General features: G+C 54.1%; 17 protein-coding genes. 7 read left to right on the top strand and 10 right to left on the bottom strand.

Annotation, left to right across the window (positions count from 1 at the left end; genetic code table 11):
* Positions 1 to 82: 82 nt before the first annotated feature.
* Complete coding sequence (locus K0B93_RS01675; RefSeq protein ID WP_219865532.1) at positions 83 to 1,030, top strand: AEC family transporter; 948 nt, start codon at positions 83 to 85, stop codon at positions 1,028 to 1,030.
* On the opposite strand, the gene K0B93_RS01670 is transcribed toward K0B93_RS01675, so the two are convergent.
* The gene (locus K0B93_RS01670) at positions 1,015 to 1,782 is read right to left on the bottom strand and encodes a fructosamine kinase family protein (protein WP_219865531.1); all 768 of its coding nucleotides are present in this window, start codon (positions 1,780 to 1,782) and stop codon (positions 1,015 to 1,017) included. The genes K0B93_RS01675 and K0B93_RS01670 overlap by 16 nt on opposite strands.
* An 81-nt stretch (positions 1,783 to 1,863) precedes the next feature.
* Here K0B93_RS01670 and K0B93_RS01665 point away from each other — a divergent pair, with 81 nt between their 5' ends.
* Positions 1,864 to 2,142 (top strand): acylphosphatase, encoded by a 279-nt coding sequence (locus tag K0B93_RS01665; protein ID WP_219865530.1) that lies wholly within the window; start codon positions 1,864 to 1,866, stop codon positions 2,140 to 2,142.
* Between the two features lie 4 nt (positions 2,143 to 2,146).
* On the opposite strand, the gene K0B93_RS01660 is transcribed toward K0B93_RS01665, so the two are convergent.
* From K0B93_RS01660 to K0B93_RS01625, 8 genes are all read right to left on the bottom strand, one after another.
* Positions 2,147 to 2,689, bottom strand: coding sequence for a GNAT family N-acetyltransferase (locus K0B93_RS01660; protein ID WP_228743163.1), 543 nt, complete (start codon positions 2,687 to 2,689; stop codon positions 2,147 to 2,149).
* 67 nt (positions 2,690 to 2,756) lie between these two features.
* Complete coding sequence (locus K0B93_RS01655; protein WP_219865528.1) at positions 2,757 to 3,428, bottom strand: DUF6969 family protein; 672 nt, start codon at positions 3,426 to 3,428, stop codon at positions 2,757 to 2,759.
* Complete coding sequence (locus tag K0B93_RS01650; protein WP_219865527.1) at positions 3,428 to 4,207, bottom strand: fused DSP-PTPase phosphatase/NAD kinase-like protein; 780 nt, start codon at positions 4,205 to 4,207, stop codon at positions 3,428 to 3,430. The genes K0B93_RS01655 and K0B93_RS01650 overlap by 1 nt, the downstream gene beginning before the upstream one ends.
* A gap of 12 nt (positions 4,208 to 4,219) precedes the next feature.
* The gene (locus tag K0B93_RS01645; RefSeq protein ID WP_219865526.1) at positions 4,220 to 4,831 is read right to left on the bottom strand and encodes a DUF6691 family protein; all 612 of its coding nucleotides are present in this window, start codon (positions 4,829 to 4,831) and stop codon (positions 4,220 to 4,222) included.
* Positions 4,828 to 5,334: a YeeE/YedE thiosulfate transporter family protein gene (locus K0B93_RS01640; RefSeq protein WP_219865525.1), complete on the bottom strand. Its 507-nt coding sequence runs from the start codon at positions 5,332 to 5,334 to the stop codon at positions 4,828 to 4,830. The genes K0B93_RS01645 and K0B93_RS01640 overlap by 4 nt, the downstream gene beginning before the upstream one ends.
* Before the next feature lie 662 nt (positions 5,335 to 5,996).
* Positions 5,997 to 6,566 carry an acyloxyacyl hydrolase gene (locus tag K0B93_RS01635; RefSeq protein WP_219865524.1) on the bottom strand — a complete coding sequence of 190 codons (570 nt, stop codon included), beginning with the start codon at positions 6,564 to 6,566 and terminating at the stop codon, positions 5,997 to 5,999.
* Between the two features lie 194 nt (positions 6,567 to 6,760).
* Entirely contained in the window at positions 6,761 to 7,336 is a 576-nt protein-coding gene (locus K0B93_RS01630; protein ID WP_219865523.1) for a hypothetical protein, read from the bottom strand.
* Positions 7,337 to 7,609: 273 nt separating this feature from the next.
* The gene (locus K0B93_RS01625) at positions 7,610 to 8,017 is read right to left on the bottom strand and encodes a hypothetical protein (protein WP_219865522.1); all 408 of its coding nucleotides are present in this window, start codon (positions 8,015 to 8,017) and stop codon (positions 7,610 to 7,612) included.
* A 570-nt stretch (positions 8,018 to 8,587) separates the two neighbouring features.
* On the opposite strand from K0B93_RS01625, the gene K0B93_RS01620 reads away from it, so the two are divergent.
* Together K0B93_RS01620 and K0B93_RS01615 are read left to right on the top strand one after the other, a co-directional pair.
* Positions 8,588 to 9,979, top strand: coding sequence for an NAD(P)-binding protein (locus K0B93_RS01620; RefSeq protein ID WP_219865521.1), 1,392 nt, complete (start codon positions 8,588 to 8,590; stop codon positions 9,977 to 9,979).
* A gap of 115 nt (positions 9,980 to 10,094) precedes the next feature.
* Entirely contained in the window at positions 10,095 to 11,480 is a 1,386-nt protein-coding gene (locus K0B93_RS01615) for an FAD-binding oxidoreductase (RefSeq protein WP_219865520.1), read from the top strand.
* Between the two features lie 646 nt (positions 11,481 to 12,126).
* On the opposite strand, the gene K0B93_RS01610 is transcribed toward K0B93_RS01615, so the two are convergent.
* Positions 12,127 to 13,203 carry a LacI family DNA-binding transcriptional regulator gene (locus K0B93_RS01610; RefSeq protein ID WP_219865519.1) on the bottom strand — a complete coding sequence of 359 codons (1,077 nt, stop codon included), beginning with the start codon at positions 13,201 to 13,203 and terminating at the stop codon, positions 12,127 to 12,129.
* Positions 13,204 to 13,320: 117 nt separating this feature from the next.
* Here K0B93_RS01610 and K0B93_RS01605 point away from each other — a divergent pair, with 117 nt between their 5' ends.
* The 3 genes from K0B93_RS01605 to K0B93_RS01595 all read left to right on the top strand — a co-directional run bounded on the left by K0B93_RS01605 (position 13,321) and on the right by K0B93_RS01595 (position 17,292).
* On the top strand, positions 13,321 to 14,253 hold the full coding sequence (locus tag K0B93_RS01605) for a dihydrodipicolinate synthase family protein (RefSeq protein ID WP_219865518.1): 933 nt from the start codon (positions 13,321 to 13,323) through the stop codon (positions 14,251 to 14,253).
* A 51-nt stretch (positions 14,254 to 14,304) separates the two neighbouring features.
* Positions 14,305 to 15,303 carry a TAXI family TRAP transporter solute-binding subunit gene (locus tag K0B93_RS01600; protein WP_219865517.1) on the top strand — a complete coding sequence of 333 codons (999 nt, stop codon included), beginning with the start codon at positions 14,305 to 14,307 and terminating at the stop codon, positions 15,301 to 15,303.
* 84 nt (positions 15,304 to 15,387) lie between these two features.
* Positions 15,388 to 17,292, top strand: a complete 1,905-nt coding sequence (locus tag K0B93_RS01595; protein ID WP_219865516.1) for a TRAP transporter permease — start codon at positions 15,388 to 15,390, stop codon at positions 17,290 to 17,292.
* Positions 17,293 to 17,411 lie beyond the last annotated feature (119 nt).

Genomic DNA, 17,411 nt, shown 5'->3' with positions numbered 1-17,411 from the left:
CTACCAACCACTTACAATATCTCGCTCTTGATGCGTGACTCGTTCCGCATTCCATTCGCCGACTACTGGATCAGAACCCGGCATGACTCTGACTGCGATTTTCCTGCAAACCCTGGAGACCACCCTCCCCGTTTTCGCCATGGTTTTTATCGGGCTGGGACTTCGCCGCATTGGCTGGATAGACAGTGCCTTCATCCATACAGCGTCTGCCCTGGTCTTCAAAGCAACACTTCCAACACTGGTATTCCTGAGTATTATCCGGGCGGATCTGGATACCGCCCTGAACCCCGGGCTGCTCGCATTTTTCCTGCTTGCGACTCTCGCCAGCTTTGGAATTGCCTGGCTTTGGTCGCTCTGGCGAGTCGACCGGGAGGACCGGGGTGTGTATGTCCAGGGCGCCTTTCGCGGCAACTGCGGAATTGTGGGGCTGGCACTGGCCGCCAACCTGTACGGTGACTTCGGGTTATCGGCAGGCGGCATACTCCTGGGGCTTGTGATCATCTCCTACAACGCCCTGTCGGTAACCGTGTTGATTGCCTACCAACCGGGGCAATCCGCCAGCTGGCAGAAGATCTTTCACGACATTGTTCGCAATCCATTGATCCTCTCTGTGGTGGTGGCCATCCCCTTCGCCTGGCTCGACGTCCGGTTACCGACGTGGGTTATGACATCAGGCGATTACTTTGCTTCCCTTACACTGCCCCTCGCGCTTCTTTGTATTGGCGCCACCGTATCCTTGAGCGCAATCCGCAGTGACAGCAGAACGGCGTTCAGTTCCAGCACGCTGAAAATGGTGGTCTTGCCCGCCCTGTGCACGTCGGCAGCCTGGCTTGCCGGCTTTCGGGGCCCGGAGCTGGGGCTTATGTTCCTGTTCTTCGCCAGTCCTACCGCGGCGGCAAGCTTCGTGATGGTCAAGGCGCTCGGGGGCAATGACCGCCTGGCGGCCAACATCATTGCGCTGACCACATTGATGGCGAGCGTCACTGTCACGATTGGGGTCTTTCTGTTACGCAGTTACGGGGTCATCTGAGAGCAAACGTCGCGTACGGCGTCGAATCCACGCTGGCAGCCACCGAGATAACCGCCGCCAAACAGGTTGTAGTGGTTGAGGTAATGGTAGAGGTTGTAGATATCCCGCTTGCGGGGATACTCCGGTGTGCGGGCATACATGCGGTCGTAGGCCTCGTAGAACGGCTGCCCGAAGCCACCGAACATTTCGGTCATCGCCAGGTCCGCTTCCCTGTCCCCGCAATAGACTGCAGGGTCAATCAGCCAGGGCGAGCTCGCATCAAACAGGGCGTTTCCACTCCAGAGATCGCCGTGCAGCAGGCTCGGGTGCTCGCAGGAACGATCCAGCCAGCCGGTCAGTCCCTTCCCGTAGCGTTCGAGAATTCCCTCGAATTCAGCCCGAATCTCCGGAACTCTGATCCTGCCCACCTGATAACCCAGCCGGTCGTTGACAAAAAACTCCCCCCAGGAATCCGACCACCGATTGGGTTGAGGAGAGAGTCCGATGTAATTATCTCGGCTCCAGCCGTACTGATCCTGCTTCAGCTTGTGCATCAGGGCGAGCCCTTCACCGAGCATCGAGAGGGCCTCATCAGTAGCGGGCTTCGACTGTATGGCCGTCATTTCCAGAAGATCGTTATTGACGTGTAGGACTTCCGGGATCCGGATACCCGTCACCCCTGCCTGTTCCAACGCGGCCCGGAGGCTTTCAAGCCCCTCCGCCTCACAAATCAGGGCGTCGGCGAATCCGGTGTTATTGTGTTTGGCAAACATGGCGCTACCCTTCCTTGAATCGCTTCCGGCCGGGGAGTTAGATTGACCTCAGGCTAACATGTAACGGAGTGCAGAACCGATATGGACAAGAAACGCTGGAAAATGACGATTTCAGGCAAAGTTCAAGGGGTGTATTACCGGGCCTCCACCGAAGAGGAAGCCAGGCGCCTGGGTCTCTGCGGCTATGCTCGAAACCTGCCGGACGGGCGCGTTGAAGTCATCGCCGAAGGAAGCCCCGAGGAACTCCGGCAACTGCATCAATGGTGCCAGGAAGGGCCGCCTGCGGCCAAAGTAACGGATATCGAGGTTGAGGAGCAGCGGGCCAATGGGGAATTCCACAATTTCGGGGTGAGATACTGAGGTTTCAAAGTTCCCGTATCCAGAAAGTCATGGGCTTTTCCGTCTCCTCGGACTCATTCACATCTTTCCAGGAATAGCGGGTGTTCAGCTCCGGTAGCCTGCGATAGCCCCGATTCCGCCAAAACCGGTCAAGTGGCTGGTAATCAAGGGGGCGCAGCGGATGATCCTCCGGCCGCTCGACAGCGCAAAAGCAGCAATGGGTAAACTGGCCCTGTTCTCGGGCATAGGCCTCACGGTAATCAAAGAAAGCCACACCAATCCCCTGGCCCCGGTACTCTGGATACAGCACCGATTCGCCGAAGTAGAAGATGCGGTCTGGATCGTATCCCTGCTCAACAAAAGGGCGCTTGAACTCTTCGGTTTCGTCGGCCATGGGAATTCCGGTGGCCGCACCAACAATTTGCTTTCCGTCTCTAGCAAGCACGAAAAGGCTGTCCTGCGATGAGGCATAGGTGTCCAGATATCTGCGCTCATAGTCCATATCCCCGTCATAGAGATAGGGGAAGCTTCGGAATACCCGGATCCTGAGGCGAGCAAGATCATCCATGTAAGGAGAGATCCCGTTTCCGGAAAAACAATCAATACGAATGGCCAAAACAGTCTCCGATAAGGTTTTACTGAAGATTCCGATGCCGGCATTCCCGAACCAGAGTGTCCTGCCAGGCATTCAGGTCAACGGAACAATGACTTAACACCTCGAAGTCCCGGTTTTCAAGGATCTCTCGTAGCGGAATCCCTGAGCTCTGGATCAATTGGTCACGCGCTTCGAGCAAGCCAGCCACATGGTACCGGTAAAGACGAATGAAATGGGTTATCCAGATGTTTACGGGCCAGCTTGGCGAGGCATGGTCAATCTCGAACTCTCCCAGATGAGGGATGACCTGGTCTGCAGTATGCCACTTCTCGTCGGTCACCCAGCGATTGGTGGTGAACAGACCGATCGGATAGCCCCAGGCATCCATGGAAATGGCAACGAGGTGCATCGTCCGATCCTCACCGTGAACCTCGTCCGGCACCCGCAGAAAGGTATGGAAATGCCCATGCTCAGGGCTGTCAGGGCGATGGGCGTGGTAGTAATACTGGCATCGGGTATCCCGGTCAAAGACATCGCCCTTGGGGTAATGCTCCATCTCATAGAAGGTGCCTTGCCCCTTCAGGATTTCACCAACGATATTCAGCCCGCCTTTCTCCAGCACGCGATAGCACTCCCGGACCCGGCTGGCCGAGTCCAGCAGATTTTCGAGTTCTTCATCCGCTATCGCCGAGAGGTCGGGCTGAATCTCCATCAGAGCCCCATCAGTTCCCGGACAGCGCCTTCCCTGCTGGTCTTCAGACCGGCCGCTCGCCCCTCCTCAATGGCAATTTCCGCCGGCACACCCATATGGAACCGGTACAGGGCCCACATGGCACCTACCCTATTGCTGCTCGCGCAGTGCACCAGGATGGGATAGTTTGTCGGCGATGAGGCGATCTTCGAGAATGCTTTCACCTGGTCCCAGGTGGGCGCGGTGGTCGAAACCCCAAGGCCATGGAAATTCAGGCCAGCCGCGTGTGCCTCGGTTTCCTCCTCGGCCACGCCCTCTTCTTCCGTGAGCAGACTGACCACCGTCTTGAAACCCTGTGCCTTCAGTTCAGTCATCGCTCCCTTCTCGACATACCCTCCGGCAGCAATGAATGGCGACGGACGATTGTAGTTCTTCACAACCGGAGGCATTTCGCTGCCAAACGGCACCTTGGCCCAGTCGTTTTCAATGGCATACGGCAAAGCGCGGTCAGGGTTTTGTGTGGCGCTACGCGGAACGGCAGCCGGCATGGCTCCCCCGGCGCCACTGTCTGACCCGGAACCAGCCGCACACGGGTTTGCCGACGGATTCGACGCTGCGCAAGGGTTGGCCGCAGCGCAGGGGTTCGCGGCAGCACAGGGGTTGGCGGCTGCCGTTTGACTGCTTGTCTGGGCCTGGGTTGCTGGTGGATTCTGGGAATCGGAGCACCCGGTAACCCCCATACCCAATGCGATGGTAATAGCCATTGGCAATGCGGCGCGCTTGAAACGATAAATGGTCATGGCAGTGCTCCTTCAGTTCTGTTTATTGCTTTCCCGGTAAAGATCGGACGCCTGGTACGGCCCGCCAAGTTTGCGCTCGAGCGTGCTACCCAGTCTGAAACCACCCCAGGCCAAGGCCGCCAGAGCAAGAATGATCAGCCACTCCGGAACGCCGGTCAGATCCATCAGGGTTTGCCCTTCAGGTCCGGGTGTAGCGAGGTATAGCTGCTCCAGGGGTCCGAACCAGGCAGCGAACAACGCAGTGCCCAACAGCATCCCAATCATGAACACGAAGGCGTCAATGCGTCCGCCCGCGAGTCCCGCCACCGAGGTGCCCGGGCAGTAGCCACCGATGGCGAATCCTGCACCAATCAGCAATCCACCCACGGCCATCGCGACATAGAATGGCGAGGGCACGTAATAGCTGCCATTACCCATCAGCCCCATTTGCTTTGAAAGCCACAACAGCAGGGCCGCCACGATAACGGCGGTGAACATGACCTTGAACACCGACCAGTCTTCAAGGCGAAACTGCCCGGTGAGCTTCCGGGGGCTTCCAAAACCTGCATTCTCAAGCACAAAGCCGAACAGAAAGCCGGCGAGTAAACCGGCCGCAATACCGGAATCATAGAGAGGCCAGATCATTGCCAATACCTCCTTACAATGAAGCTGAACAGGAACCCCGCAGCAAAGAAACAGATCAGGAATACAAAACCACCGACTGCCAGTGCGGCGCCGCCGGATAGCCCGAGGCCACTGGTGCATCCTCTTGCCAGTCGGGCACCCAGCCCGGTCAGAACGCCGCCGACCAGAGCCAGGACAAGCCGGCTACCCACCCCGGATGACGGCCCCCGTTCAATCTGCGGTCTGAACCGGCGACCGGACAGCGCTCCTACCAACGCACCGACGAAGGCACCGAGCACTTCCCAGGTGATCCAGGCCTGCAAGGGTTCACCACGGACGTAATCGCCGAGATAACGGTTGGCCGCCGTCAGTTCTGGAGCCAGCCATTGACCGGCTTCCGCAGTAAGACGAGTGAAAAAGCCACTGGCACCCAAGCCATGGCCGGTGAGGACAAAAGTCAGAAAAAGGGCGAGCCCCAGAGCAATGCCTGCCCAGAGAGGTGACCAGAAGGGACGCGGGAACATGAGTGCTCCTTTTCATTCAGTTAGATATAATTATTTTATATATCGTTATTCCTAACTTTTAAACATCCCGGATCATAGACTGCTCGAGAAGTGATCTCTATCAATTATAGAGACTAAATTCGAGCCATAAAAAAACCCAGCGAATGCTGGGGTTTCTTATTGGTGGGCCAGTTGGGATGAATCTGAGCACTGGGAAATACCACTGCCTTGGCCTTTGAATTCATCAGGATAAAGGGTTCGGAGCTAGGATCTATACAACGCGTGTGGCAATGACAATAGAACGTAGCCCCAGGGTCACCCGACAATTCCATTTGACCGTTTAGGTCGCAAAGCGGACATTCGGTCCTGGCCTGTCAGAGAAAGCGAACATTCAAAAGTGACGACCTCTGGGGCATACAGAGTCACGTGTGCTGCGTAATTGCGTATTTAACCACCATGTCAGTTTTTTTAGGCGCTGGGAGTTCTCAGGTTGCTGAGCTTTTGATCATGCAGCCAGCTAATCCAACCTTGTTGACATTCCATGGCTCGTAGTATCAGACGGTAACGACACTTAAATGATTGAAATTCCCGCATCGCAAACGCCCTGAGCCGAGGGTGCATCTGTGGGGAAAAATGTGGCCCAGGCTGGTCGGGAACAAGCCTCCCGATCTGGCACGCAGAAATCAAAATCGATAGCTGAACTCGATCATATGAAAATCCGCGCCTGTCGTGTCGGGTCCGTTAACTCCAGCATCTGAATAATGAAGGAACCGATATCCGAGCCCCAAATTTCTATATAGCGGAATAGCGACGCCTGAGGTTAGGGCAAACTGGAAAGGTCCGCCATAATCCTGGGTGCCAAAGCGCCATCTGCTGAACAAAGCTCCACCTACGCCCAGGTCCAGGACAAAGCGCCCCCCCTTACTGCCCAGCGTCAATTCCGGGATGAGCGAGACGACGAGCGCATTCTTACCCGATCCCCGCAAAAGTCCACCACTCGCCATTATACGGCTGCCGATCCCCCAGCCTGATTTGGAGTAGTTGTTCCAGGGCAAATGAAAGTTCGCCGACACATCGTATTCTTTGAAATCCTCAGTTGCCTCTTCTCCAAGCATGGTCTTCTCTGAAACCCGAGCACGCACACTGAGACTGTCCAATTCCAGGTCTGCGGAGTAGCTTGGGCGATGAATGAGAAGGCCGCAGATGAAGATCGGCAGCAGCCCAAAATGAAATAAGTGGCGAGGAGAAGCCATTGCTGATCGTCCATGTTGAGTTTGAGTTTAGTTTTACTTACTGAGATCTTGATCGGCAGAGTCAAACCCTACAAAAACTCAAAACGACTGCGGGTCAGAAAAGCGAACATTCGCATTTAGCTGAGGTCGCAAAGCGGACATTGAGGCTTCAAATCATGCGCCCGCATCACTCGCGAATCTTGCGGAGAGCCTCCCTAGCCTTCCAATCCTCTGTGAGAATCAAATAAAAAGCGCAACTCTGCAAAAAAAACCGAAATAGCTGCCGGAATTGAAAACAATCCAGTGCCGTGAAGCAAGGTCAACGCAATCCTGTTTTTATTGGGAATAAAATCCCCCAGAAAACTAGGCTCAGACCGAACAAAAACAAGCACTACGATATAGCAGGCCGCTACCACGAAAGAGCCAACAAGCAAACTAAAATCCTTCTTGTCCAGGTCACCTTTGGCTCTGATCATGTTTTTTCTTCTCATGCAGTAACCGGAAAAATCATAGATATTTGCACGAAAAAACCATGCGACAAGATTAACCAGAAAAACATATGGATAGGCAAGCCAAAACAGATAAACAGAAGACTTGTTGCTGATATCACGAAGCTGATACTGAAGCCATCCAGAAAGCTCCAGCCCGGAACTATAGATATCCAATCCGATCGAACCAAGAATTGATTCAGGGATATAGATTATCGAAACTGTCGCAGCAGTTAATACAACAACTATAGACGGAACATTTCCACCACCATACCCAAATGCACGTAATACAAAATTACTCATACCACCCTCAAACATCCTGTATCTGGACTTCCCCCACTATGCGTGACATTCAAATCTATCGATGGCATCGCATCGTCGATGTAGTCCGCATCAGCCTTTTATCCGCTATCCACTTCGCGCTATAGGTACTGATCGAAGTTTTTTGGCAAGGCCGCAAATGCCCGATTTTTTATAGCCTTGGGAAGTATCGGCTGTCTCAAAATAGATATTCTGTTTTGTCGTATATGTACTTTTTGATCTGATTGAAAACCATTCGGGCACCACTGTTACTTGTTAGGAATTATTTCCCGCCGGTTGCCCAATTGTAAATTCGAGCAATAATCCCGTGATAAAAAATATTGCAAGCACTGTAAAACCAAAAAATAAAAATGATGATAGAACTAACAACCAAACAGCTGGATTTATGAGCAAAGAAAGCCAAGAAAATGCAGCTACGCTAAGCCAACCGTCAAAGAAGGTGATGTTTCTTGAAAGCCAAAAATATGAAGTTAAATAAGCAACACAAGCGGGCACGAAAGATACTGAAACCAATAAAATTAAATTGCTTGAGTAATAGAAGGAAATTGGGATTCCCGGTGCTCTCGGTACCACTACTAGGTCAGTTAGCAATAAAGCAGATGCGCCAGCAATACTAAATGCAATTGCTGAAATTATTGAATATCTGAGATTTTTAGAGCCCATGCTAAATATGCCTAACAGCAGTAAACAGACATCTTCGATATTGCAGAAACCTGACAGCTTCGTTAATGCGATCTATGCATCTTTGATCAGTCTGTCTATAGGTCTATAAAACCGCATCTTATCGCAGCCTCAACTTCTTTTCCATGTAATCATCTGATGTCTGTGATTTTCTCCACCAATCATACTGGATAAAGCATCAGTGCTTGGCCTGGAGGCACTGAGCAGGAGCGGACTCGAATGTTCGCTTTTGTTTAGAGATCGAAGATGCCTGGGAGGGTCGCAAAGCGGACATTAAGACCCGAGTCCCACCTAACCATTCTCCGCTTCAATTAGTTCGAACCCTTCGGTTTTCAGGCTAATACGCAATCGGGGATCAACCTCTTCAAGGCTGTGAATCAGGCTTTTACGACGGTCGTCACGGAAGGCTATTCGACATAAATATTACAACAAGTCGGAATGAAAGATTGAAACCCGAGCTAAACTGAATGAGTAACGTGACCGCAAACTAACCAGCGAAGCCATCGAGCCGTGAAGCGATGAAAAAGGTTGCGTCGTTCTTGGGAGTTCATGATGAACGAAGAACTTGAAACGGACTATCTCATCGTGGGTGCCGGGGCTGCGGGCATGGCTTTTGCGGACTCGCTGCTCACCCATTCCGACGCATCTGTCACCATCGTTGATCGACGCCACGCGCCTGGTGGGCACTGGGTTGATGCTTATCCCTACGTCCGCCTGCACCAGCCTTCTTCCCTTTATGGGGTCAGTTCGGTACCGCTTGGTCAAAATGCCATCGATGGCACGGGCACGAATGCCGGCTTCTACGAGCTCGCCGGTGTCGACGAAATCCGGGCCTACTACAGCCACGTGATGCAACGCCACTTCCTCCCTGGTGGCCGTGTTCGTTATTTTCCGAACTGTGACTATCTGGGTGATGGCCACTTTACCTCCCGGCTGGGGCAAAAATCCTGGACGGCGAATGTCCGGCGTAAGGTGGTCGACACCACCTATACCGAAGGCGCCGTTCCCGGTGCCAGTGCGCCGCCGTTTGAAGTGGCCGACGGCGTTCACTGTGTCCCTGCAGGTGGAATTGCCAGTATCACGGACCGCCCGGAACGCTTCGTTATCATCGGTGCGGGCAAGACCGCTCTGGATGCCTGTGTCTGGCTGCTGGAACAGGGCGTTTCCGCTTCTGCAATTCAGTGGATCAGACCGCGCGAGTCATGGTGGTTGAACCGCCGCTTTCACCAGCCCAATGATCTGCTTCCGGATTTTTATCAGGGTATGGCTGTGCAGCTCGAAGCCATGGCACAGGCGACCTCGATTGAGGATCTGGTATCGAGGCTGGAAATTGACAAATTCTTTCTTCGCATTGACCCCGACATTGTTCCAACCATGTTCCGGGGTGCGGTGATCAGCGAAGCAGAACTGGAGCTTCTGCGTCAGATCAAGGACGTCATCCGCCTTGGGCATGTGCGGCGAATAGAACGGGACCAGATCATCCTTGAAGAGGGCAGCGTGCCCACAAGCGAGGGGACCATGCATGTCCACTGCGCATCGAAAGGGCTTTCGCGCCCGCCTCTTCGTCCGATTTTTGAGCCTGGCCTGGTAACCGTTCAGCCATTCCTGTGGGGGTTCGCGTGCTACCAGTTCGCGATGCTGGGCGTTGTCGAGGCAACTCTGGACAGTGATGACAAGAAAAATCGCCTGTGCCCACCGATCGCATACTGGGACGTGAATACAGATTATCTGTCGGCGTTCCTGAGTGGCCTTGCAAACGAACGTGCCCGGGCGGCCTACCCGGATCTGGCAAACTGGGCCAAGAATACAAGGCTGAACCCGCTCTGCGGAATCAAGCTCTACCGCGATCTGCCGAGCGTCGCCGATGCCCACGAACGCATCAAGCGCTCCGGGATGGCGGCGGTGGGCAACCTAGTGAAACTCGTCCGGACCAAAGCCGCCTGACCAAAAATGACTAATCGTTCTGCTGTAGTCCCGAAACGGTCTAATAATGCACTGGTATTCCGGCTGGAAGGGCGCAGGATAAAGAGTCAAGCCCCGTTGGGGCAGGGAGATGGTTATGACCAGTTTACAGCAAGGAACGGTTGATACCTTCAAAGAGCAGTTTGCTGGCCCTGTCTTTGAGCCGACCGACGCCGGTTACAACGAGGCTCGTCAAATCTGGAACGCCATGATTGACCGAAAACCGGCGCTGATTGCCAAGTGCAGCTCGGTGGAAGATGTGGTGTCTGCGGTCAACTTCGGACGTGATCAGTCACTGCTGATCTCGGTCAAGGGAGGCGGGCACAACATTGCGGGCAATGCCGTTTGCGACGATGGCCTGATGATTGATCTGTCGCAAATGAAGGACATCGAGATTGATGTTGAAAAACGTCGTGCGTTTGTCGGACCTGGCTGTACACTCGCCGATTTTGATGCGGCTGCCCAGATGCATGGCCTGGCGACACCGCTGGGCATCAATTCCACAACCGGTGTCGCAGGGCTGACCCTTGGGGGCGGGTTTGGCTGGCTCAGTCGCAAATACGGCATGACCGTCGATAACCTGATGTCCGTTGACATGGTGACAGCCGATGGCCGCCAGACACGCGCCAGTGCCAACGAGAATTCCGATCTTTTTTGGGGCACCCGCGGTGGTGGGGGTAACTTCGGTATTGTTACCCGGTTCGAGTTTGAGCTGCACCCCGTAGGGCCGGATTTGTTGAGTGGGCTGATGGTATTTCCGTTTGATCAGGCCAGGGCGGTGGTGACGCAGTTTGCGCGCTTTACTGAAACCATGCCTGATGAGCTCAATGTGTGGCTGGTTATTCGTCATGCGCCGCCCTTGCCTTTTCTGCCCGAGTCGGTCCACGGCCAGCCGATTGTCGCCCTGGCGATCTGCTATGTTGGAGATCCGGAGGCTGGCGAAAAACTGATTGCGCCCCTGCGCTCATTCGGCGACCTGCATGGCGAGCATGTAGGTGTTCAGCCTTTTGTCAATTGGCAGCAGGCCTTTGATCCACTGTTGACCGAGGGTGCGCGCAATTACTGGAAGTCCCACAACTTTGTAAAGCTGACCGACGATGTGGTAAAGGTTGCGCTGGAGTACGGGGACAAGCTGCCATCGCCCCATTGCGAGATATTTATTGCTTCCATTGGTGGCCAGACCGGCCGGGTGGCGCCTGATGCCATGGCCTATTCCAGCCGCGACGCAAATTATGTAATGAATGTGCACGCACGCTGGGAAACACCCGCGGAAGACGAACGTTGCCGCCAGTGGGCCCGCGCATTCTTTGATGCCACCAAACCCCATGCCAGCAGCGGCGCCTATATCAACTTCCTTTCAGAGGACGATACCGACCGGGTTGAGTTCGCCTACGGGGAGTCTTACGAGCGGCTGGTAGAGGTGAAGCAGAAGTATGATCCGGAAAACCTGTTCCGGATTAATCAGAATATCAGTCCCCACTGAGGACTTCCCCCGGCTTGAAATTCCCAGAAGGCCCGGAAAAGTGGGGTCACGGTTGTTTTTGGGCACGACCTGCCAGCAGCTCTTATCCGCTTTGATTTAGGCAATGGTTTATTATCCAGTCCACCCATGTAGTGGTCGACTAATTTCGGACCGTATTTTAAGTTTGTCCACATCGCACCCCCGGAGCACGTGAACACGGCTTTACCGGATGGTTACGGTTAATTTCGACCCTTTTCCGGTAATCCTTTGGCCAGCCGCTAACGCCATTGGCGTCTGGTAGCGCAATGCTGAATGGGGCCGGTTTTTCGGAGGGAGTTACCCACCGGCGGTTTTACAACGGCTTACCAATGTTCGCTTTTGTTTAGCTGGGCCCGGAGTATGCCCTGGTCGCAAAGCGAACATTCAGAGGGGGCTATAAAGCCGATTAAGAGGGGCGTATTTGGAGCGCTGCACAAAGGACATAGCAGAAAAGGAGTCCCTTTCCATGGTTTTTAGCAAAGCTGCGTCACTTTAAATTAATCCAGTTAACAATACTCACTGCTTAGGTCGTGACCCTGACCCCGCATAAGGCCCACCCAGAGCCGGAAAAATCCGGCTTGAAAGCATCATTCAACTCCAAAGTCAGCCTGGCTTCGGTCGAGGCTGGCTATTTCTTGGTGCTTCGATGCCTCCCCGGAATTGGGATCGCCCCATCTGGTTTGATCTGTCTGGACGATTTACGGGGGATGAGGGAAGGCGTGACTCGCCTAATCGGCTCTATAGGCTCTTCTTCCTCATCCAAGAGAAGATTGAGCGCCTCTGTCGCAATCTGGTCGAAGGGAACATGTACGGAGGTGAGGGGTACAGGCAATTTTGAAACAATCGGAACGTCATTATAGCCCACCAATGAAACATCCTCTGGCACGGACAGGCCCAGTTCATTCAACGCCGCCAAAGCACCGATTGCGGTGTTGTCATTGACGGCAAAGATAGCGGAAGGCCGGTTTGAAGTGCGCATCATCTTGCGAACGGCATCACTTCCCGATTCGATGCCGAAGGTGGATTCGATGATCAAGTCTGGATCAATATCTATCCCCGCTTCAGACATTGCTTTTCGATAGCCTTCCTGGCGCCCGGATGCACTCGATGCATAAGACGGGCCCGCAATCAATCCGATTCTGCGATGGCCTAGATCGATGAGATGGCGAGTCGCCAAATAGCCCCCTAGTCTGTCATCACCGACGGCAGACCGGCTTTGTCCATCAGTTCGTAGGGCAAGAACGTAGGGCACACCTCTGTTCGCGAGTTCGCCGATGAATTCGTCGTCGGTCCTCGCAATAGAAAGAACGAGCCCATCTACCCCCCTGCGCAAGAGCGTTTCAGCAGCACGTCGAGCCGCCTCAGGTGTGTCATCCGTCGTGGCGACAATGACGAAATGCCCCAAGCGAGCCGCTGCACGCTGAAGGGATTCGTAAAGCATCGCCATAACCGTATCGGTGAGGCGCGGTACGATAACGCCGATCAAGCCGGTTTTACCGCGGCGCAAATTTGCGGCAGAGGCGTCACGCATATACCCAAGCTCTTCTGCAATCCGTCGAACCCTCCGGGCCTTCTCGCTATTCGACGCTGGAAGTCGCTCATCCAGGAACCTGGAAACACTCGATTTTGATACCCCGGCAGCGCGGGCAATATCCAATATGGTGACGCGCTCGGATGATTTGCGTGCCCACTCTTTATCCGCCATTTTTCAACTCCTCACACTGGCGCCCCATCATTTTTACTTGACAAAGGCATTATCTGGTGCAATCTTGGGAACGTTCCCGGAAACGTTCCATATATCTTACACGAAGGAGAGTTTATTATGAATCCAATGAATCTTCACGGTCTGTCCCCGGCTCCAGTTACTGCCTTTAACCGTGACGGCAGTATTGATTTCGAAGCCAACGTTCGAATCGCCAAATGGCTGGCGACCTTTGACGATGTGAAATCGCTGGTCATCCTCGGCCATGCTGGTGAGGGTACCTTCCTGACCGAAGATGAGCGTCTGGAGTTGATCCGCGCCTATGCAGATGCCGTGGATATCCCGATTATTGCCGGCATCACTGGCGAGGGAACCAAGGTCGCTGCGGATGAAGCCAGGAAATGTAAGGACGCAGGCGCCACAGGCGCTTTGGTTTATCCGAACCATGGCTGGTTGCGCTTCGGCTTTCAGAAAGGCGCACCTCAGGATCGCTACAAAGCGATTTATGAAAACTCGGGTTTGCAGTGCATCCTGTTCCAGTATCCGGATGCCACCAAGGCCTCCTATGACTTGGATACGCAGCTCGAAATCGCAGCCCAAGAGGGTGTCGTCGCTACAAAGAATGGCGTGCGGAACATGAAACGTTGGTATACCGAAATCCCGGCCCTCAAGGAAGCACAGCCAGATCTTCAGGTTCTGTCATGCCACGACGAATGGCTGCTACCAACCATGTTCGATGTAGATGGTCTGCTCGTCGGTTATGGAAACATTGCCCCCGAGTTGCTGATTGAGTTAATCAAGGCTGGTAAGGCGCAGGATTACACATCCGCTCGTCAGGTCTTCGAGCGGTTGTTGCCAGTTACCCGTGCCGTCTACCACCGTGGGTCGCACATGGAAGGGACCGTCGCACTAAAAATTGGTCTTCGTTACCGTGGCTTGCTGGATCATGCAACAGTTCGAGAGCCTCTCAAGCCGCTGGGAGATGCCGCCGAGCGTGAAATTGAGGCCGCTTTCGAGGCTGCGGGTATCGCCCGAGTCGAGGGACTTGCCTAAATAATTTTCCTTCCCCCGCTTGCGCGGGGGACAATCTCAAGGAGAAAAACAATGCCAATTAACTTCATGAGAAAACTTCGCCAGATCTTGCTGGCAACAACTGTAATTGCACTCACAACCGCGCCAGCCTTTGCCCAAGACATTCGAATTGGTGCGATGCGCGAGGGTTCATCCTGGTATGTCTTCGCAGCCACACTTGAGCGGCTCATCGAGCCGATTTTCGGCGATAACTCCGTTGAAATCATCGCTCGCGGTGGCGGCTTTTCCAACCCCATGGTTGTCCAAGGCGGAAAAGCTGAAATTGCCCTTTCGAACGTCGCTACGGCCGTCTGGGCCTCACAAGGATCGGATATATACAACGGAATGGCGGCACCGGATATCCGAGCACTCGTTGGAGGTCTGAACTCGGTCTATATCGGAGTCATTGCCCGTGAAGAGTTTCTTCGGGAGCGCGGGACCAGCGATCTCAAGGAAATCCTGCAATCAGATAAGCCTGTGCGCGTTCTGATGAAACCTGTGGGCTCGTCCGCTGTGCCGGCAGCCGAGATGATCTTTGAGAGCCTTGGTACCAGCGTTGATGAAATCAAAAGCAACGGCGGTGACGTGATTCAAGTGGGCACCAGTCAAGTAGCGGACCAAATGCGCAATGGCAATGCCGACATCTACATCGACACGATGATTAAAGGCCACCCAGCGATTACCGAAGTGGCTCTTACAAGCGAGGTCGACTTCCTTGATTTACCGCAGGAGAGCGTAGAACTTCTAGAGCGCAACGGGCTGACTGGAGGCTACTACGGCCCTTGGTTCGAAGGTCAGGAACAAGAGACTGTTGGGGCCAATCTGGGCACAGTACTGATCGCCAATGCTGAACTTGACGAAGAGACCGCGTATCAGATTACCAAAGTCATCATTGAGCACGCGGATGAGCTTAAGTCCTCGCATGGAGCCTGGTCGACTTTCGATCCGTCGCAGGCAATGAACCCCAAAAATATCGGGATAGATCTCCACCCCGGGGCGCTTCGGTACTACCGAGAAGCTGGGCTTCTGTAAGCGCTTTGCCTCGTTGGCATCTACTTTGCGGCGAGGCCTTTTTTAACCCCCGGGATTTTCGATACGCTCTTAAGGGAGGAGACCATGCGCGGTCTTACCACTTATCATCCCATACAGGTCCTTGCCTTTCTGATCGGTGTGTCCTTCATTGCCTTTCAGGTTTGGCTACTCTTTTCACCCCAGCAAGCGCTGATTGAAAGGCCCATCCACCTTTCTACAGCATTGATATTGCTATTTCTCTACCGCCCCCTGAAAACTCCTTGGCTTCCACGTTGGTCCCGCGTAGCAATTGACACCACACTGGTATTGGCTGCCGCGGCGGTGCTGGGCTATTACCTTATCGGGTTTGAGCGGCTGACAACACGGATGGAGAACGTCTCTCCCGTTTATCTCGTCGATTTAATTTTCGGCGTCCTCCTCGTCTTCCTACTTCTAGAGGGAGCCCGGCGTGCAGTCGGATGGATCCTGGTCTGGGTATTGCTCGCCTTCATTGCCTATGCCTTTTGGGGTGACATTCTTCCGGGCTGGCTGAATTTTCGAGGCTTCGGAATTGAGTCTGCTGTCGAAATATCATCAATGACCACAGCAGGTATTCTTGGCATTACCACGTCGACGTCGGTCAGCTTCATCTTCTACTTCATCCTGTTCGGCGCCTTCTATGCCGCAGTAGGTGGTGGTCAACTCTTCATCGATCTCGCAATTCGCGCTACAGGCCGCGCAACTGGCGGGACCGCCAAAGCTGCGATTATAGGATCTTCTCTGATGGGATCCATTTCCGGATCAGCGGTATCGAATGTTGTATCGACCGGTGTTTTCACCATTCCATTGATGAAACGCACTGGGGTGCCTGGCCACCGGGCTGCGGGGATCGAGGCCATCGCCTCAACGGGTGGGCAATTAATGCCACCGGTTATGGGTGTGGCTGCTTTTATAATGGCCGAATTTCTGGGCATTCCTTATACACAAGTGGCTCTGGCAGGGCTGATCCCAGCAATCGCATTCTACCTTGCGCTGTTATTAGTGGTAGACCTGACTGCCCGCCGCGGAGGCGTGCGTCCCTTATCAGACGAAGAAGTAAACCAGACTCCGGCCATAGCGCCGCGCCTTCACCTTATCGCACCTCTGCTGGTGCTAATATTTTTACTGGTTTCCGGTTATTCGGCCTCGTATTCCGCAGTTATTGCTGCCGTCACCTGTCTGATCGTGCCATTCCTGCGCCGTTCCACTCGTATCGGTACAAAAGAAATAATGCAGGCCCTGCGAGAAGCCCCCCGTCAAGCCGCTGAGGTAGCCGTACCAATCGCTGCTATCGGAATTGTTATCGCTGTCGCAGTGCAGTCAAACCTTGCGCTAAAGTTTGCAGGTTCCCTGCTATCGCTTAGCGAAGGTTCAATTTACGCCTCGCTGATGGTGGCCATGGTGGGGTGCATCATTATGGGCATGGGTTTGCCTACCGTTGCGGCCTACATCATCGGCGCCGTGCTGTTTGTTCCCGCAATTGAAGATTTGGGGATTCCATCGCTCGCTGCACACTTTTTCGTTTTCTACTACTGCGTGCTGTCAATGGTAACGCCACCGGTGGCGCTGGCCTCCTTTGCCGCCGCTGGCGTGGGCCAGGCCTCTGCCATGAAGACTAGCCTGTCAGCCTTTGGCCTTAGCCTCGTCGCCTTCTTTGTACCATTTGCCTTCGTATTCGATTTAGGAGTGCTGGCACAAGGCAGTGCGATCCACATAGCTTTCAGTGCCATGGCCCTGCTCTTGGCTACCGCACTTTGGGCTGTTGCATTCGGCGGCTGGGCTGGACGACCGCTGGGCTGGGCAATGCGCACAGCGATCGGCCTCGCTGGCTTCGCGGCGGTCATATCACCGTCAGGCTCTGTCGTCTGGGGTGCTGGCCTGATCTCAGGCTGGGCGTTGATCGGCGTTGTCGCATGCCTTTCGCGATTCAGGCGCGGCCACACTACAGCTATAACCAACTCCATGGAATAGCTTATGTTCTAGCGTTCCGAAGCCGGAAATCAGCAGCATCTTACGAAGCAAACCCTGATTTTCCGGCACATAACCTATCACGCCTCACAGCAATAAGACTTCTCCTCTTTCGGGATGGC

The sequence above is a fragment of the Marinobacter sp. F4218 genome, assembly GCF_019443085.1.
In the GTDB taxonomy this organism is placed as follows: domain Bacteria; phylum Pseudomonadota; class Gammaproteobacteria; order Pseudomonadales; family Oleiphilaceae; genus Marinobacter; species Marinobacter albus.
The sequence above is the reverse complement of the archived record's forward strand: the minus strand, read 5'-3'. Positions and strand labels throughout refer to the sequence as shown.

Coding starts and splice junctions, on each gene's coding strand:
- K0B93_RS01675 (WP_219865532.1), top strand. CDS start 83: ATGACTCTGACTGCGATTTTCCTGCAAACCCTGGAGACCACCCTCCCC.
- K0B93_RS01670 (WP_219865531.1), bottom strand. CDS start 1,782: ATGTTTGCCAAACACAATAACACCGGATTCGCCGACGCCCTGATTTGT.
- K0B93_RS01665 (WP_219865530.1), top strand. CDS start 1,864: ATGGACAAGAAACGCTGGAAAATGACGATTTCAGGCAAAGTTCAAGGG.
- K0B93_RS01660 (WP_228743163.1), bottom strand. CDS start 2,689: ATGGATGATCTTGCTCGCCTCAGGATCCGGGTATTCCGAAGCTTCCCC.
- K0B93_RS01655 (WP_219865528.1), bottom strand. CDS start 3,428: ATGGAGATTCAGCCCGACCTCTCGGCGATAGCGGATGAAGAACTCGAA.
- K0B93_RS01650 (WP_219865527.1), bottom strand. CDS start 4,207: ATGACCATTTATCGTTTCAAGCGCGCCGCATTGCCAATGGCTATTACC.
- K0B93_RS01645 (WP_219865526.1), bottom strand. CDS start 4,831: ATGATCTGGCCTCTCTATGATTCCGGTATTGCGGCCGGTTTACTCGCC.
- K0B93_RS01640 (WP_219865525.1), bottom strand. CDS start 5,334: ATGTTCCCGCGTCCCTTCTGGTCACCTCTCTGGGCAGGCATTGCTCTG.
- K0B93_RS01635 (WP_219865524.1), bottom strand. CDS start 6,566: ATGGCTTCTCCTCGCCACTTATTTCATTTTGGGCTGCTGCCGATCTTC.
- K0B93_RS01630 (WP_219865523.1), bottom strand. CDS start 7,336: ATGAGTAATTTTGTATTACGTGCATTTGGGTATGGTGGTGGAAATGTT.
- K0B93_RS01625 (WP_219865522.1), bottom strand. CDS start 8,017: ATGGGCTCTAAAAATCTCAGATATTCAATAATTTCAGCAATTGCATTT.
- K0B93_RS01620 (WP_219865521.1), top strand. CDS start 8,588: ATGAACGAAGAACTTGAAACGGACTATCTCATCGTGGGTGCCGGGGCT.
- K0B93_RS01615 (WP_219865520.1), top strand. CDS start 10,095: ATGACCAGTTTACAGCAAGGAACGGTTGATACCTTCAAAGAGCAGTTT.
- K0B93_RS01610 (WP_219865519.1), bottom strand. CDS start 13,203: ATGGCGGATAAAGAGTGGGCACGCAAATCATCCGAGCGCGTCACCATA.
- K0B93_RS01605 (WP_219865518.1), top strand. CDS start 13,321: ATGAATCCAATGAATCTTCACGGTCTGTCCCCGGCTCCAGTTACTGCC.
- K0B93_RS01600 (WP_219865517.1), top strand. CDS start 14,305: ATGCCAATTAACTTCATGAGAAAACTTCGCCAGATCTTGCTGGCAACA.
- K0B93_RS01595 (WP_219865516.1), top strand. CDS start 15,388: ATGCGCGGTCTTACCACTTATCATCCCATACAGGTCCTTGCCTTTCTG.